Raw genomic sequence first — 16177 nt, forward strand, 5'->3', positions numbered from 1 at the left:
GTTATGGAAGATTAAATTAACCAAAATTTAAAAAAATGATGAAAGCAGAACTTATCGAAAAAGAAGAAGTAAGAAACTATAAATTTTTAGACGCGCCAAAAGACGAAGTAACGGTAGAGGCAAACAAATTGAATGGTGCAGTAAGATTAGGAAACGAATTCAAATCTAAAGCATATATTACATTTCAAACAGATCAAGGTCCTAAGAAAATTGAGACGACTGTTTGGTCTGTTACGGATAAATTTTTACAAATTAAGAATGGAGTTTTGATTCCGTTAAAATCTTTAATTGATATTCAATACTAAAAATTGTTTATTGCTTAAATTAAAAAAGGGATACGACGATGTCGTATCCCTTTTTTAATTAATTATTATCGTTAGATTCTTTCAACAATCTAATTAATTCTGCTCTAATAGGGGCTTTATCATTACTTTTTGGAAAATCTCCGATAAAAAATGTTTGTTGCGGAACTTCATAAGATTCTAATTCACTTTTTGGTATATCAACGTGTTCTGCAAATCGACTTTCTATTACCAAAGAAATTACATCTTCTGTAGATCCTTTTTTCGGAAAAGCAATCACAATAAAATTATAATCGATATATGGTTTTAATTTCTCTTCGATCAATTCTAAATTCACCACATCTTTCCCATTCAACTTACACTCATTTCTAGAAATCCATCTAAACTTTTTCTGATCATCCGAAACAATAGCCTGTCTATATAAATTTAGTGATTCTTTTTCGTAAGGCGAATTCAAGACTAAATTACCTTTTTCATCTTCCGAAAGTTCTATTTTATCTAAAACTGTATAATCTGTTTCATCTATTTTTTTTACTGCAATTGGAAGCCCATTCGCGGTAAAAACTTGATAAAAAGTTGTTTTCGTTTGATCATTCAATTTACTTTTCAAATCATCTGACAAATCATCACTTTCGACAGCAATTTTTTCGATTCTTGCTAAATCTTCAAAAGAATTTTCAATCTGTTTCTTTGTCAAATAAGCATAATTTAATGCGTATCCTATTACGTCTTGACTTTCGTCTGTTAATGGAATCTTCACTTTATCCGAATCCTCATGACAATACAAATCAAAACCTCCTTCTATGGCCTGAACCAATGAAATTTCTCCTTCATTTTCTAAAACCGATGAACTTAAAAGCGTAGAATCACCTTTTTTCAATCCTAAAAAATTATTTAACGAATGAAACGTTTCATTCACAAATCGAGGATCAAAATTTGATATATAAACATTATCTTCTCTCGAATAATGGAAATTAACTTTTTCTTCTTTTGAATCGATCTTTTTCATCAAATCAAAAATATCATTTTGCCATTGAAAGGTATTTTTATCCTGAAATTCACTCAGAATCTCTGGAATCGTTCTCTTGCTAAAATCTAACTTCATAATAATTACTTTTGTGTGTTTTTAATTTACTGATAATCAAATTAAATCAATAATTTTACCAAAAAACTCGATTAAAATGTTTTTTCAACTTTTGTTGACAAAAAGTTGAAAAAAGCAGTTTCAAAAATTGGTAATTTTATAAAATTTAATGGATAATTATTTATCTTAGCAAGATGAATCACAAAACAGATTTTTCGAATTTAAGATTTAAACGAAATCTAAATTCTAATCCATCACATATAGAGTCATTTGAATTAGATAGTTTACAAGTCAAAAGTGATTACAATTACGATGATGTAAAAAATCTGAAACAGATTAACTTTTTACCCGGAGTTGCCCCATATTTACGCGGTCCTTATACGACAATGTATGTTCGTCAACCTTGGACAATTCGCCAATATGCAGGTTTTTCTACTGCAGAAGAATCGAATGCTTTTTATAAAAGAAATTTAGCTGCTGGTCAGAAAGGGCTTTCTGTTGCCTTTGATTTGGCTACTCACCGCGGTTACGACTCAGATCATGAACGTGTTGTAGGAGATGTAGGTAAAGCTGGCGTTGCGATAGATTCTGTAGAAGATATGAAGATTTTGTTCAATGAAATTCCATTGGATAAAATTTCGGTTTCGATGACAATGAACGGAGCTGTTCTTCCTATTTTAGCTTTTTACATTGTAGCTGCAGAAGAGCAAGGTGTTTCGCAAGATCAACTTTCTGGTACAATTCAGAATGATATTTTGAAAGAGTTCATGGTGCGTAATACATACATTTATCCGCCAACTCCTTCAATGAAAATTATTGCAGATATTTTCGAATATACTTCTCAAAAAATTCCTCGCTTCAATTCGATTTCTATTTCGGGTTATCACATGCAAGAAGCTGGAGCTACGCCTGTTTTGGAAATGGCTTATACCCTTGCAGATGGTTACGAATATGTAAAAACTGGTTTGGAAGCAGGATTGAAAGTTGATGATTTTGCTCCTCGTTTATCATTTTTCTGGGCGATTGGAATGAATTTCCCTCAAGAAATTGCAAAAATGAGAGCTGCTCGTATGTTATGGGCAAAATTGATGCAAGAATTTGAGCCTCAAAATAAAAAATCATTAATGTTGAGAACGCACTGTCAGACTTCTGGTTGGAGTTTAACAGAGCAAGAACCTTATAACAATATTGGTCGTACAGCGATAGAAGCGTTAGCTGCTGCTTTAGGAGGAACGCAGTCTTTGCATACCAATGCGTTGGACGAAGCAATTGCTTTGCCAACAGATTTCTCGGCTCGTATTGCACGTAATACACAAATCATTTTACAAGAGGAAACTCAAATTTGTAGAACGGCTGATCCTTTTGGAGGAAGCTTTATGATTGAATCTTTGACAAATGAAATGGCAAATCAAGCGTGGGAATATATTCAAGAAGTTCGTGAATTAGGTGGAATGACGCAAGCCATAGAAGCTGGAATTCCAAAAATGCGTATTGAAGAAGCTGCTGCAAAAAAACAAGCCAAAATTGATTCTGGTGAAGTTGCAATTGTAGGTGTTAATGCTTATCGTTCGAAATTAGAACAACAAGAGTTCGAAATTTTAGAAGTTGACAACACTGCTGTTCGTCAAAAACAAATTGATCGATTAAATCAAATTAAAGCGGAGCGTAACAGCGAAGCTGTAAAAGATATTTTAGCACAATTAACAAAAGCTGCTGAAACAGGCGAAGGAAATTTATTAGAATTATCTATCGAAGCGGCTCGTCGTCGTGTTACTTTAGGTGAAATTTCTGATGCATTAGAAGCTGTTTTTGGTCGTCATAAAGCAATTACAAGAGGAATTCAAGGAGTTTATGCTATGGAAGCAGGTAAAATGAATAAATTTGAGGAAGCTCGTAATTTAGCTGACGAGTTTGCCGAAGAAGATGGACGCCGTCCTCGTATTATGGTAGCTAAAATGGGACAAGATGGTCACGATCGTGGTGCGAAAGTCGTTGCAACCTCTTTTGCGGATATGGGATTTGATGTGGATATTTCTCCATTGTTCCAGACGCCAGCAGAAGTTGCGAAACAAGCTGTAGAGAATGATGTTCATATTTTAGGAATTTCTTCTTTGGCTGCAGGACACAAAACGTTGGTTCCGGAAGTTGTAAAACAATTGAAAGAATTAGGTAGAGACGATGTTTATATCGTAGTCGGAGGTGTTATTCCGCGTCAAGATTATGATTATCTTTATCAAAATGGTGCAGATGCAATCTTTGGTCCAGGGACAAACTTGGCGGAATGTGCCTGCGAAATTTTAGAGAATTTATTGAAATCTTATAAATAAATCTATTTTAGTATGAGTATTCCTGTCTATTGACAGGAATATTTTTATATTTATACCACACAAACCTTAAAGCGAAATGAATAAAACTCTTCGAAATATTATCTTAATCATCTGTACAATTTTTATTATATGGTTTATTGGATACTTTCTGATTGGAGATTTTATCAGTTTAGAATTCGCGAATCATGATTTTGCGAAACTATTTCCAAAGCTTTTAACATTTGCTGCGGCAGTTAGTATTTATGTACTTTTTCTACTTTCTATCAAAAAGAAAGACGGATGGAGTTTTATGAATGTGATGAAATTTATCTTTGGAATTATCTTCGGATTTCTTCCACTTCTAACCTTCGAATATTATAGTATTGGAAGTTGTACAAATTGGAAAATTGATAAAAAAATTCAAAAAACGCTTTATAAATCCAATTCTTCTGATTCAGAAAAAATTGTTTTAATCGAAACTTTTTGTCCTGAATCTAACCTAAAAACAACTCAGGTAAAGCGAATTGTAGAAATTACACCTCTTTTTATCACAACTTCTGAAATTGATCTAAATAAAATTTCGGATAAAAGTTGGAAAAAACTTTAATCAAAATTAAACTTTGCTCAAAATTTGATGTCTAACAGATGAAGAAACCAATTCATCTCATGACAAAATATATTCTATCATTTCTTTTTAGTTTGATTACGATTTTTTCTTTTGGACAAGAAAAAGTCACAATTACGGGAAAAGTAACGGATGTGCTTAATTTTCCTTTAACTGATTCTGAAGTTATTTTAGGCAACAAAGTCGATTCTGCACAAATTTCTACTACATCTACAAATGATGATGGTACGTTCAAAATTGAAGTTAATCTACAAGATAAACCTGTTTATTTAATCATTGATGATCCTTTAGAAGGCGTTTTCAAACAAAGTTTCGAATCCATCAAAAACAATATTGATCTTGGAACAATTATCATTAATCCGATGATTTATGATTTAGATGAGGTTGTGGTAACAAATGTGGAACCTATTGTTGTAAAACAAGATACAATCGAGTATAATGCTGATTCTTACAAAGTAAAACCGAATGCAAATTTGGAAGCTTTGTTGAGAGAATTACCAGGTTTTGAGATGGATGACAGCGGAAATATTACAGTAAATGGAAAAGATGTTAATGAGATTTTGATTGATGGTGAACCATTTTTTGGAACGGATGGAAAAGTTGCGTTAGAAAATTTACCTGCAGATATTATCAAAAAAATTCAGGTTTCGGATTATAAAACGAAAAATGAAAAATTCTCTGGAGAACGTTCGAAATCGGATAAATCTTCGCTAAACATTACCTTGAAAGAGGATAAAAAGAAAGGTTATATGCTGAAAGCAACAGCGGGTTATGGAACGGATAATCATTACGAAGGCAATTTGATGGCGAACTATTTTAAAGGTAAAAAGAAAATTAGTTTGATTGGGTCTTCGACGGATATTGCAGCTTCTGGAATGACAAGCGGTGAAGGTTCGCGTGGTCGTGGTGGAATGGGAAGAAGAGGTTCTGATGGTATAACGACAAATACTTCGATTGGATTGAATTATAGCGATCAATTAAATGTTAATTTGAAAATTGGTGCTGATTATCGTTTAAATCATTCGTTTTCAAAAAATGATCAATATAAACACATCGAAAATTTTGCTCCAAAAAATATTTATACTTCTGATGCGAATTCTAAAACTAAAAGTGAAACGTATGGTCATAATTTTGGAACAAATTTAGAATGGACGAAAAACAATACAAAAATTTATTTTTATCCATCGTTTAGTAATTCTTCATCTACAAATTCATCGGTTTCGAATAGTAAAACATATTCAGATTTAGGAGATTTGAGAAATCAAATGAATCAAACTTCAAATGGAAAATCGAACTCGAATACATTTAATACATTATTATCACTTAATCAGAAATTCAAAAATCAATCATATCTAGACTTTAATTCAAGTATTTCGATTGGGAAAACAGATCGAAATTCGTTCATCAATTCGACAACTTTATATACAAATGATTCGATAGCGGATATTTATCGAAACATCAATGAAAAAAATATTTCGAAGAATAATCAATACAATTTTGATGTAAAATATACGTATCCAATTACAGATTCTTTGAAAATTGCTGTTGGTTCTGCTTATAATTTAACCGATTCTGAAACCAATAATAGAACGTGGAATTATAATGATGTAACAGGAGAATATGACAATTTGAACAATGATTTAACGCGTTTTTATTCAACTCAATTGAATGAATTTAATCCATATGCACAATTATTATTGAACAAAAATAAAATTTCGGCAACTGTACGCTTTGGAGCAAATATCTATAATCAACAAAATTTTGGAACATTCAAAGCAGATGATTACAGCTCAACTCAAAACAAAACCTTGCCAGATATTTCGGGAAATATTCGTTATCAAAACGGAAACAACTCACTTTCCTTAATGTATAATTATCAGACAAGTTTGGCTTCGACATCACAAGTTTTACCAATTTTAGACGAAACTGATCCGTTAGATGTTTTCAAAGGTAATCCAGATCTTGATCCCAATAAAGCACATCGAATCAATTTGATGTTTAGCAATTTTGATCGTAAAACTCGTCAAGGATTTAATGCTAACTTAGGTTATACGTACAACGAATCAAATATTGTTAATTACACCGAAATGGATTATTCGATTTATAAACGAACAACAACATACGAAAATGTAAAAGGAAATTATCGTCTAAATGGTAACTTTTTCTTTAATAAACAATATCAAAAAGGGATCAATAAATTTAGGGTAAATGTAGGAATGTCGGCGAGTTATGCTTTAACGCAAGGCTTTAGAGATGCGGTAAAATACGAGCAATACAATACAACTTTATCACCTACATTGAGATTAAATTGGGATTATGGTGATTATTTGACAATTTCACCTTCTTATCGTTTGAACTTTACAAATTCTAAATATGTCAATTACTCAATTGATAATCAAAATAATATTACGCACAATTTCGGAATTAAAACTATTTCTACTTTTCCTAAAAATTTGACTTGGACAAATGATTTCAGTTACAATTATAACTCGAGAATGGCAGCAGGTTTCAAGCGTGATTTCTTTTTGTGGAATATAAGTTTGATGTATCGTTTCTTCGATGATAAGTTGGAAGCGGGTGTTAAAGTTTATGATTTATTGAATCAAAATAACAGTTATACGCGTACAATTACAGCAGAATCAACAATCGATCAACGCAATAATATTCTGACTCGTTTTGTAATGTTCTCGTTAACATTCAACTTAAATCAGTTTGGTGGAAAATCAACAAAAAATGGAGACGGAAACCGACCAAGAGAAGGTGGTGGAATGCGAAGAATGGAAATGCAATAGTAAAATAACAACAAAAAAACGGCTCAAAATTGAGCCGTTTTTTCAATTCTTATATAATCAAAAAAAGCTTCACCATTTCTGATAAAGCTTTTTGATTAAATATCCCTCTTGTTTTTAGAAAACTCTTACCAACAATTCTTGTTCTATTTTATCGTGACAATTTTCTAATGCATTTTTCTCTGCTTTTCCTGCTTTCCAATGCGATGTACAATAAAATTCGTCTTTTTTCCATTCTAAATCATCTTTAAAAAATGATTTTATTTCCTTTACAGATTTAGATTCCCCCGCAACATAAGCAAATCGTTTTCCGTCTTTGCGTTTCGGAAATTTCTGATTTTTTGTCAAACTATATAAAGCTATTCCGCTTCCTACATTTTGATTCACAATCCATTTAAATTCTAAATTTGCTTTCGTTTCAATTTGGTGAATATCATCTTCTGTTGGGACTTCCACACAAACAATTCCGTTTGTTTTAGCAGGAAGCGACTCTATAATTGCTGAAATTACAGGCAAGCCTGTTAAATCTGCAGCCAAGAAAATGAAATCTGTTTTTGGAGCCAAATCTTTTTTTTTCGACTTCATCGAAACTCCAATCATATCTCCAACTTTCGCCTCATTTGCCCAACGCGATCCTGGACCATTCAATCCATGATTTGCAATATCAATCACAATCACATTGTTTTTTGCATCAATATCGCGCAACGTATAGGTACGAGAAACTGGTTTAAATTTTTCTGATGGCGAAATCCATTTTTGATTCTCTTCATCATACTCAGCGTAGTGAATATCACGGATACCAAGCGGTGGAAAAAGTAATTTACATGTTCCGCCCAACGTTGTATCCTTAAAAAAAGATACATCATCATTTTCCAAATGAACGCGAATAAGATGTGGTGTCACAAATTCTTTCTTTTTTAAGATGAACTTCTCCTTCGCAATTTTCACTTTATCTCCCATCAGATTATTTAGATTTATTCTAATTCTATGCGAATATAAAGTAAATTTAGATTGAATAAGAATAATAAAATGTTAAAGTAAAAAGTTATACTTTTTTTAATACGATTTTAATATGATAACTAAATAATTAACCTTAACTTTTACATATTAAAAATAACCTAAAAAACGAACAGAAAATGGAAAATACTTTATGCGAAATCTCGCTCGGACAAAGAACTCTTCCACTTGAAGGCGGATTTAATTGCAGAGATTTAGGTGGAATAATTAACACAAAAAATGAAGTCATTAGAAAAGGATTGTTAATTCGATCTGATGATTTAGCAAATTTGACAGATGATGATTTGGAGATTTTAAACGATTTTCCAATTCGAACAATTATTGATTTACGCACGACTTACGAACGTTTAAAAAATCAAGATCGCATTCCAAATAGTTGTAATCACGAAGTTCATTTGGATATTTCTTCTGGACATTTCGAAAATTTAGTGAAACAATTCAAAGCTGGAATTTCAAATCCAAAAGAATTTATGTGTAAAATCTACGAGGATTTTGTTTTAGATAAGACGTGTCAAACGCAATACAAAAGCTTTTTTGATATTATTCAACATAAAAATAGAACGCCAATTTTATTTCATTGTACTGCAGGAAAAGATCGAACTGGATTTGCAACAGCAATGATTTTATCTGCTTTGAAAGTCGATTTAGATACAATTATGGATGATTACTTGGCTTCTAATATCTTTTTGGAACAAAAATATGCACACATCTTAAAGATCGATCCGAATTATAAATATCTAATTGATGTTTTACCTGAATATTTGGAAAGCTCTTATGAAGCGATTAATAAGAATTTTGGTTCAGTCGAAAATTATTTAACTGATATTTTAAAGGTTGATTTAGATTTGATGAAAGATTTATACATAAAAAAATAAGCGATCAATTGATCGCTTTATTTTTTATCTAAAATTTCATTCGTTGAATTCGAACAGCATTCAAAATTGCTAATAAAGCAACACCTACATCTGCAAAAACAGCTTCCCACATATTGGCAATTCCTTCTGCTCCAAGGAAAAGCACGATAATTTTAACGCCCATTGCTAAAATGATATTCTGAATCACAATCTTTTTTGTTTCACGACCAATTTTTATCGCCGTTGCAATTTTAGAAGGTTGATCGGTTTGGATTACAACATCTGCAGTTTCTATCGCAGCATCGCTTCCAAGTCCACCCATCGCAATTCCGACATCAGAAAGCGCTAGAACAGGCGCATCATTGATTCCATCACCTACGAAAGCCACCACTTGATTTTGATCTTTTTTCAATGCTTCAACTTTCTCTACTTTTCCTTCTGGTAACAATCCACCAAAAGCTTCATCAACACCAACTTCTTTTGCAACTTTTTGCGTAATGGTATTTTTATCTCCACTCAACATAATCGTTTTCGAAACACCTAAAGCTTTCATTTTCTGAATTGCTTGTTGCGCATCTTCCTTGATTTTATCAGCAATTGTAATATATCCAGCATATTTTTCATCAACTGCAACCACCACAATGCTTTCTACAATATCATGAATTTCTTGTGGATATTGAATCGAGAAATAATCTAATAATTTAGTATTTCCAGCTAAAACTATTTTTCCATCAACTTTTCCTTTCAAACCTTTTCCAGAAATTTCTTCCACCTCTATTGCTTTCAATTCTGATGGATGACTTGCCACAATCGCTTTCGCAATTGGATGTGTAGATTGCTTTTCTAAAGCCGAAACAAGATTTAAAAAATCATTTTCAGGGAGATTCGTTTCAATTTTTTGCACTTCGAAAACACCTTCTGTCATTGTTCCAGTTTTATCCATCACAACTGTGTTTACTTTTGCCATTAAATCTAAAAAGTTAGAACCTTTTACTAAAATTCCGTTACGTGAAGCCGCTCCAATTCCACCAAAATAACCCAACGGAACCGAAATAACCAACGCACAAGGACAAGAAACAACCAAGAAAACTAAACCTCTGTACAACCAATCATGAAAATCATAATTGTCAACAAAAAAGTATGGAATAATCACCAAAGCAGCAGCTAAAAAGAAAACAATTGGTGTATATATTTTTGCAAATTTTCGGATAAATAATTCAGTTGGTGCTTTGCGAGAAGCTGCATCTTGAACCATTTGTAAGATTTTTGCAATCGAACTATCTTCAAATTTTTTAGTCGTTTGAATCTCGATTACATTTTCAAGATTTAACATTCCTGCCAAAACAGTTTCTCCAGTTTTATAAGTTGAAGGCTTACTTTCTCCCGTCAAAGCAGCAGTATTAAAGCTTCCTTTATCTGAAATCATAATTCCATCTAACGGAACTTTTTCCCCAACTTTCACCTGAATTGTTTCTCCAATTACCACATCTTGTGGTTTTATTGTTTCGAAATTACCATTTCGTAAAACATGTGCTGTATCTGGACGAACATCTAACAAGGCTTTGATATTTCCTTTTGCCTTATTAACCGCAGCTTCCTGAAACATTTCGCCAATTGTATAAAACAACATTACCGCTACACCTTCTGGATATTCGCCAATAATGAAAGCACCTAAAGTTGCAATTCCCATCAACGAAAATTCATTGAAAAAATCTAGCTTTTTAGCTAATTTAAAGGCTTCTCCCCAAACAGGAAATGCTACTATAATATAAGAAATACCAAACCATATCAAACGAATAGTCTGATTATCAACAAACCAAGTTGGTTTTAAAACATATTGAACAAAAATCCCAGCAAAGAAAATAGCTAAACTGGCACCTAATAAAATTTTACTATTATTGTGTTCGTGGTCATGACCTTCGTGATTGTGATCATGAGTATCTTTATGTTCGTCATTTGACGTACTACAACAAGCTTTAGACATAATTCAAAAATTTATATTTCAAAATTATAAAGTTATTGCTGCAATCTGGTTGCAAAGTTTAGGATTTACATTGATCACATACTCCTTTCAGAATAAATGAAGATTGTTCGACTTCGAAATTTTTGGGTAGATTGATTTCTGGCAAATGAATATTTCTCAAACAAAACGTCTGATTACAATTGTTACAATGAAAATGAGCATGCGTAAACTCGGGCGTACATTTGCAACTCGATTCGCAAAGCGCATATTTTATAGACCCCGTTCCGTCCTCGATTGAATGAATTAATTTATTTTCTTCAAACGTTTTTAAGGTTCGATAAATTGTTACTCGATCTGCTTGATCCATCTCAATTTCTAGATCAGCCAAACTCAACGCAACTTCTGCATTCATCAGTTTATCCAAGACCAACAATCGCATCGCAGTCGGATTGATAGAACGATTTTGTAATGTTTTGTTTAAAATTTCTGTTTGCATTTTCTTCGATTTCGAATATAAAGTTACGAAAAAGTTAACTAAAGTTTAGTTAATAAAGTTTTTCCCTTTTTATTGCATCTAATTCTTTTTGCATTCGTTTCTTCCAATCTTTACCATTACGTTTTTCAAGATAAGGCTTTACAGTTTCTTCATATTTTAGTTCTAATTTATCATGTTTAAAATCTAAAACTCCAATATTTATATAATCTACTCCATATTTATTGTGAATACTGTCAATTTTAGCATAGGTTTCAGAACTAAATTCTGGTAAAGGAAATCCTCCTGAATGAAGAAAAATAATTTTATCATTTTTAATATCTTCTTTTGCTCTTTCTATGTATTCTTTTTCTTCCTTTTTTAATTTAATTATGTCATTTATAAATACTCCAATTATAATCATTAAAAAAACTGAAGTTAAAACTAAATTAACATTAATCAACTTACTGTATTTAAACAAACTAATTAAACTTGAGAAAATAATTATTCCAATAAGAATGTAAATAATTTCATGATATTCGGTTTGATAATAAATATCCCAAAAAGTATAATTTGAAGAACTATGTATCCAACAAAAATTTATTATTGGAAATAAAAGTATTAATCCAATAACGATTAAATTAAAAACAATTAACTTTTTATTCACTATTTCACTGTTATTTCATCTACAAAAATATACGACTTTCCTTGAAAAGGTTCTGCTAAATGACCTTTTGGAAATGCACCATAATTTGTCGCTTTTACCTTGATATAACGTGCTTTTTCTTCTTTGAACTGAACTTTCCATGAATCAGAAAACACGTTATTATCAAATGCATCAACTTGTTTTTCTAACATTCCAACCAATTTAAAATTCTGATTATCTTTCGATGTATAGACTTCTAATTTTGTAGGTAAGACAATCCAAGAACGAGAATCTTGTAAGAAATTCATGACAACCGAAGAAACGGATTTCGCTTTTTTCATGTCAACAATTGCATCAAAATTTTGATCATAATATCCTTGCCAATCCCCTTTTTTCCAATTGCTATCACCAACAATTCCGTCCAATAAACCTTGCGGTCCACCTGCATGATATTGCGGTGTGTAGGTAGAATTCAACTGAATTGTATAATCATTTGGTTTCTTAGTAAATGTTCCAGAAATTGTTTTACTTTTCTTTCCATTCACTTCCACAAAAGAAGAAATTGTAGTTGTTTCTTTGATTGAAATTGGTTTTTTATAGATTTCAGCTTTTTTACCATTCACAGAAACATAAATTTTCGCATTTGGTTCAGAAGATTTTACTTCAACATTCATTTTATTTTGAAATGATCTGTCTTCAGCAACCAAAACTGGAACTGTTACAATTTTTTCACTTTCAGAAATAGGTTTAATCTCTCTATCTTTCAAAAATTCAAATCCTAAAAATTGATTTTCTTTATAATTATTTTTTGTGATTACATGCTTCGTTCCATCTTCTAAATTAATCGTGATTTCATCAAAATATGGCTCGACCGTCGTCCACATTCCAGAACCTGGCGTAACACTGTAAATTCCCATCGAAGCCAAAACATACCACGCACTCATCTGTCCACAATCTTCATTACCAATTAATCCATCTGGCGAATTTTTATAATGTTCGTCCAAAATTTTATGAACCAATTCTTTTGTTTTTTCAGGTTTATCAATTTAATTGTACAAAAACGCTACGTGATGACTCGGCTCATTTCCTTGCGCATATTGTCCAATAAGTCCCGTAACATCCACTTGTTCTCGACCTGTTGTTTCTGATGGTGCATTAAATAATTCATCCAATTTTGCCTCAAAACCATCTTTTCCACCATAAATATCAATCATTCCATTAATATCTTGAGGAGCGAAAAATGTATATTGCCAACCATTTGCTTCTGTGTAATTGTTATTAACTTCACGTTTGAGTTATGTGCCGATGCTTCAACAGGTTGAATTACACCAGATTTTGAAGATATCAAAACATTGCGAAAAGAAACAGACAAAGATATTATGGTGATGATTCGCCCTCGTGGTGGAGATTTTTGTTATTCTGATGAAGAATTTGAACAAATGAAATCTAATATTATTATGATTAAAAATTTTAGAATTGATGGTTTTGTTTTTGGAATTTTGAATGAAGATAATAAAATTGATTTTGAACGAAATCAAGAATTAGTTGAACTTTCAAAACCTTTTCCATGTACGTTTCATCGAGCTTTTGACAGAACTTCTGCTGCTGAAGATTGACTTCAAATGGTGATTGATTTAGGATTCAAAACCATTTTAACTTCTGGCTTGGATAGTGATGTTAATTACGGAAAACGTGAATTAAAAAAACTAGTTAAAAAAGCAGGAAATAAAATCACAATTATGCCTGGAGGTGGTTTGCGCTCAACAAATATTGAAGAAATTGATTCATATACACATGCAACCTACTTTCATTCGTCAGCTATGATTGACGATTCTGGAATTGCTAATTTAGAAGAAATCAATCGATTAAAAAGTTTGATAAATTCTGTAAAATAAAAATAGTAACTTTGGACTATGCTTTGGGAAAATGTAATTGGACAACAGGAGATTAAAAACAAACTTCAACAATCTATAAAAGATGGTCGTATAAGTCATGCGCAGCTATTTTCTGGTTCAGAAGGTTCGGGAACTTTGGCTTTGGCTATTGCATATGCACGCGAGGTTTTGTGCGGTTTGAATAACGAACAATGCAATCTAAAAGTTGATAAATTACAACATCCCGATTTACATTTTTCTTTTCCTTATTCAGCAACAGAAAGTGTAAAAAAGCCACTTGCTAAGTATTTATTAAACGATTGGCGAACTTTTGTAGACGAAAATGTCTATGGAAATTTAACGGATTGGATGTCTCATCTTGGTATTGAGAAAAAACAAGGCGTTATTCCTGTTGATGAAGCGGATGAAATAGTCAAAACATTAGCGCTAAATAGTTACGAAGGAGGCTATAAAATCATGATTATTTGGCAAGCTGAGGAAATGACTACTGCAGCTGCAAATAAATTGTTGAAAATAATTGAAGAACCGCCTCAAAAAACACTTTTTTTATTGGTAACAGAACGTGAAGATTTGATTTTACAAACCATTACTTCTCGTTGTCAATTAGTCAAAATCCCACGTTTATCGCAATCGGATGTAAAGAACTATTTGGTTGAGAAGAAAAATATTAATCCAGAAAAAGCGCAACATATTGCTTTTTTATCGCAAGGAAATGTACGAGAAGCGTTGCATCAATTGAATGATGATGAGCATTTATTCGATAAATATTTTGTGACTTGGGTTCGAAAAGCGTTTATGGCAGCGAAAACTCCAACTGTTTTAAAAGATTTAATTGATTGGTCGAATCAAATTGCAAGTTGGTCGAGAAGTGAACAAAAAGATTTTTTAAATTATTGTTCCGAGATTTTTCGTCAAGCTTTATTAAAAACGTATCAATCTGATGATTTAGTTTTCTTGCAAATTAATGCAGGAGGTTTTAAATGGCAAGGTTTTGCGCCTTTTATACATGGAGCAAATATCGAAGATATTTTAAATGAAATTAATGAAGCGTCGTATCATATCGAACGAAATGGTAATTCTAAAATTATACTTTTAGATTTATCAATCAAGTTAACGCGCTATTTACATCGCAAAAAAGCATAAAAAAACCACTTATCTAATAAGTGGTTTCTTTATATGATCTGAATGTTATTTCAAATTATTTTGCTGGAGCTTCAGTTGCTGCTGAATCAACTTTAGCTGCTGCTGAGTCAACTACTGCTGCTGCTGAGTCAACTACTGCTGCTGCTGAATCAACTACTGCTGCTGCTGAATCAACGTTAGCTGGTGCTTCTTCTGCTTTTTTCTCACCACAAGATACTGCTCCTAAAGATAAAGCTGCTACTGCAACTACTGCGAAAAATTTTTTCATTGTTTTATTGTTTTAATTATTAATAATTTTCGATTAATTTTCTTTGACAAATGTATTTCGAAACGTAAACAACAGCATGTAAAATCAATGTAATATAATTGTATTAATCAATTCTCAATAAATAAAATTTAAAAAATTGATTTTAAATAAGTTATAAATTATTTTACAATTTTTGAATATTTTTTGTAAAAAACATTGTGTTAATTATTTATCTAATGAAGACAGTTAAATTTAAAAATTAATTGATTTTGATTAATTTTTGATCCTAAATCATTTAATCTTTATTCTAAAAAATTAATTATTTATACATTTGTATAAATTTAATAAAAGTATGCTAGTAGTTTCTTACATTCAAGAAAACAAAGATCGTGTAATTGAAGGACTAAAAAAACGTAACTTCAAACAATTAGATCTTGTTGATGAAGTTTTAAATGTGGATGAACTTCGTCGTAAAACACAATTTGAATTAGATAATGTATTAGCTGAATCCAACAAATTAGCAAAAGAAATTGGTAATTTGTTTAAAGATGGAAGATCGGAAGAGGCTAATGAATTAAAAAACAAAACGGTTGATTTAAAAACTCAATCAAAAGAGTTACAAGATTTATTATCGTCTTACGAAACATCCGTTAAAGATATTTTGTATCAAATCCCGAATATTCCGAACGAAATCGTAAAAGCAGGAAAAGATGCTGATGATAATGAAATCGTTTTTGAACACGGAGATGCAACTGCAAAACCAAACAATTTGCCACACTGGGAAGTTGCTAAGAAATTTAACATCATTGATTTTGAATTAGGTGTTAAAATTAC

Annotated in this window: 13 protein-coding genes and 3 pseudogenes; 9 read left to right on the forward strand and 7 right to left on the reverse strand. The window is 31.6% G+C overall.

Going from position 1 to position 16177, the window contains the following annotated elements:
• Positions 1-35: 35 nt before the first annotated feature.
• Positions 36-305 carry a hypothetical protein gene (locus B3R94_RS05480; protein ID WP_038334819.1) on the forward strand — a complete coding sequence of 90 codons (270 nt, stop codon included), beginning with the start codon at positions 36-38 and terminating at the stop codon, positions 303-305.
• Positions 306-363: 58 nt separating this feature from the next.
• Here B3R94_RS05480 and B3R94_RS05485 read toward each other — a convergent pair whose 3' ends face one another.
• Complete coding sequence (locus B3R94_RS05485; protein ID WP_291099189.1) at positions 364-1407, reverse strand: hypothetical protein; 1044 nt, start codon at positions 1405-1407, stop codon at positions 364-366.
• A gap of 173 nt (positions 1408-1580) precedes the next feature.
• Here B3R94_RS05485 and scpA point away from each other — a divergent pair, with 173 nt between their 5' ends.
• The 3 genes from scpA (at position 1581) to B3R94_RS05500 (ending at position 7109) form a co-directional block, all read left to right on the forward strand.
• Positions 1581-3713, forward strand: a complete 2133-nt coding sequence (gene scpA, locus B3R94_RS05490; protein ID WP_125350662.1) for a methylmalonyl-CoA mutase — start codon at positions 1581-1583, stop codon at positions 3711-3713.
• Positions 3714-3789: 76 nt separating this feature from the next.
• Complete coding sequence (locus tag B3R94_RS05495; RefSeq protein WP_038334805.1) at positions 3790-4299, forward strand: hypothetical protein; 510 nt, start codon at positions 3790-3792, stop codon at positions 4297-4299.
• 59 nt (positions 4300-4358) lie between these two features.
• Positions 4359-7109, forward strand: a complete 2751-nt coding sequence (locus B3R94_RS05500) for an outer membrane beta-barrel protein (RefSeq protein WP_291099192.1) — start codon at positions 4359-4361, stop codon at positions 7107-7109.
• A gap of 114 nt (positions 7110-7223) precedes the next feature.
• Here B3R94_RS05500 and B3R94_RS05505 read toward each other — a convergent pair whose 3' ends face one another.
• On the reverse strand, positions 7224-8066 hold the full coding sequence (locus B3R94_RS05505) for a siderophore-interacting protein (protein ID WP_125349936.1): 843 nt from the start codon (positions 8064-8066) through the stop codon (positions 7224-7226).
• Positions 8067-8242: 176 nt separating this feature from the next.
• On the opposite strand from B3R94_RS05505, the gene B3R94_RS05510 reads away from it, so the two are divergent.
• On the forward strand, positions 8243-8998 hold the full coding sequence (locus tag B3R94_RS05510; protein ID WP_280050893.1) for a tyrosine-protein phosphatase: 756 nt from the start codon (positions 8243-8245) through the stop codon (positions 8996-8998).
• Between the two features lie 28 nt (positions 8999-9026).
• Here B3R94_RS05510 and B3R94_RS05515 read toward each other — a convergent pair whose 3' ends face one another.
• The 5 genes and pseudogenes from B3R94_RS05515 to B3R94_RS05535 form a co-directional block, all read right to left on the reverse strand.
• On the reverse strand, positions 9027-10961 hold the full coding sequence (locus B3R94_RS05515; protein ID WP_280035246.1) for a heavy metal translocating P-type ATPase: 1935 nt from the start codon (positions 10959-10961) through the stop codon (positions 9027-9029).
• Between the two features lie 58 nt (positions 10962-11019).
• The gene (locus tag B3R94_RS05520) at positions 11020-11436 is read right to left on the reverse strand and encodes a Fur family transcriptional regulator (RefSeq protein ID WP_125349939.1); all 417 of its coding nucleotides are present in this window, start codon (positions 11434-11436) and stop codon (positions 11020-11022) included.
• A gap of 49 nt (positions 11437-11485) precedes the next feature.
• On the reverse strand, positions 11486-12079 hold the full coding sequence (locus B3R94_RS05525) for a hypothetical protein (RefSeq protein ID WP_125349940.1): 594 nt from the start codon (positions 12077-12079) through the stop codon (positions 11486-11488).
• The gene (locus tag B3R94_RS05530) at positions 12079-12732 is read right to left on the reverse strand and encodes a discoidin domain-containing protein (protein ID WP_349680739.1); all 654 of its coding nucleotides are present in this window, start codon (positions 12730-12732) and stop codon (positions 12079-12081) included. Before B3R94_RS05530 ends, B3R94_RS05525 begins: the two co-directional genes overlap by 1 nt.
• Before the next feature lie 120 nt (positions 12733-12852).
• Positions 12853-13326 (reverse strand): annotated as a pseudogene (locus tag B3R94_RS05535) (glycoside hydrolase domain-containing protein); the annotation flags it as partial.
• Positions 13327-13380: 54 nt separating this feature from the next.
• Here B3R94_RS05535 and B3R94_RS05540 point away from each other — a divergent pair.
• The 4 genes and pseudogenes from B3R94_RS05540 to B3R94_RS05555 all read left to right on the forward strand — a co-directional run.
• A pseudogene (locus B3R94_RS05540) lies at positions 13381-13953 on the forward strand (copper homeostasis protein CutC).
• Between the two features lie 18 nt (positions 13954-13971).
• The gene (locus B3R94_RS05545) at positions 13972-15096 is read left to right on the forward strand and encodes an ATP-binding protein (RefSeq protein ID WP_291099198.1); all 1125 of its coding nucleotides are present in this window, start codon (positions 13972-13974) and stop codon (positions 15094-15096) included.
• A 20-nt stretch (positions 15097-15116) separates the two neighbouring features.
• Positions 15117-15380 carry a hypothetical protein gene (locus tag B3R94_RS05550; RefSeq protein WP_280050890.1) on the forward strand — a complete coding sequence of 88 codons (264 nt, stop codon included), beginning with the start codon at positions 15117-15119 and terminating at the stop codon, positions 15378-15380.
• 315 nt (positions 15381-15695) lie between these two features.
• A pseudogene (locus B3R94_RS05555) lies at positions 15696-16177 on the forward strand (serine--tRNA ligase); the annotation flags it as partial.

The organism is Empedobacter sp. UBA7611, from assembly GCF_002484365.1.
Classification (GTDB): domain Bacteria; phylum Bacteroidota; class Bacteroidia; order Flavobacteriales; family Weeksellaceae; genus Empedobacter; species Empedobacter falsenii_B.

Coding starts and splice junctions, on each gene's coding strand:
- scpA (WP_125350662.1), top strand. CDS start 1,581: ATGAATCACAAAACAGATTTTTCGAATTTAAGATTTAAACGAAATCTA.
- B3R94_RS05480 (WP_038334819.1), top strand. CDS start 36: ATGATGAAAGCAGAACTTATCGAAAAAGAAGAAGTAAGAAACTATAAA.
- B3R94_RS05495 (WP_038334805.1), top strand. CDS start 3,790: ATGAATAAAACTCTTCGAAATATTATCTTAATCATCTGTACAATTTTT.
- B3R94_RS05530 (WP_349680739.1), bottom strand. CDS start 12,732: ATGAATGTTGAAGTAAAATCTTCTGAACCAAATGCGAAAATTTATGTT.
- B3R94_RS05485 (WP_291099189.1), bottom strand. CDS start 1,407: ATGAAGTTAGATTTTAGCAAGAGAACGATTCCAGAGATTCTGAGTGAA.
- B3R94_RS05545 (WP_291099198.1), top strand. CDS start 13,972: ATGCTTTGGGAAAATGTAATTGGACAACAGGAGATTAAAAACAAACTT.
- B3R94_RS05520 (WP_125349939.1), bottom strand. CDS start 11,436: ATGCAAACAGAAATTTTAAACAAAACATTACAAAATCGTTCTATCAAT.
- B3R94_RS05500 (WP_291099192.1), top strand. CDS start 4,359: ATGACAAAATATATTCTATCATTTCTTTTTAGTTTGATTACGATTTTT.
- B3R94_RS05510 (WP_280050893.1), top strand. CDS start 8,243: ATGGAAAATACTTTATGCGAAATCTCGCTCGGACAAAGAACTCTTCCA.
- B3R94_RS05515 (WP_280035246.1), bottom strand. CDS start 10,961: ATGTCTAAAGCTTGTTGTAGTACGTCAAATGACGAACATAAAGATACT.
- B3R94_RS05505 (WP_125349936.1), bottom strand. CDS start 8,066: ATGGGAGATAAAGTGAAAATTGCGAAGGAGAAGTTCATCTTAAAAAAG.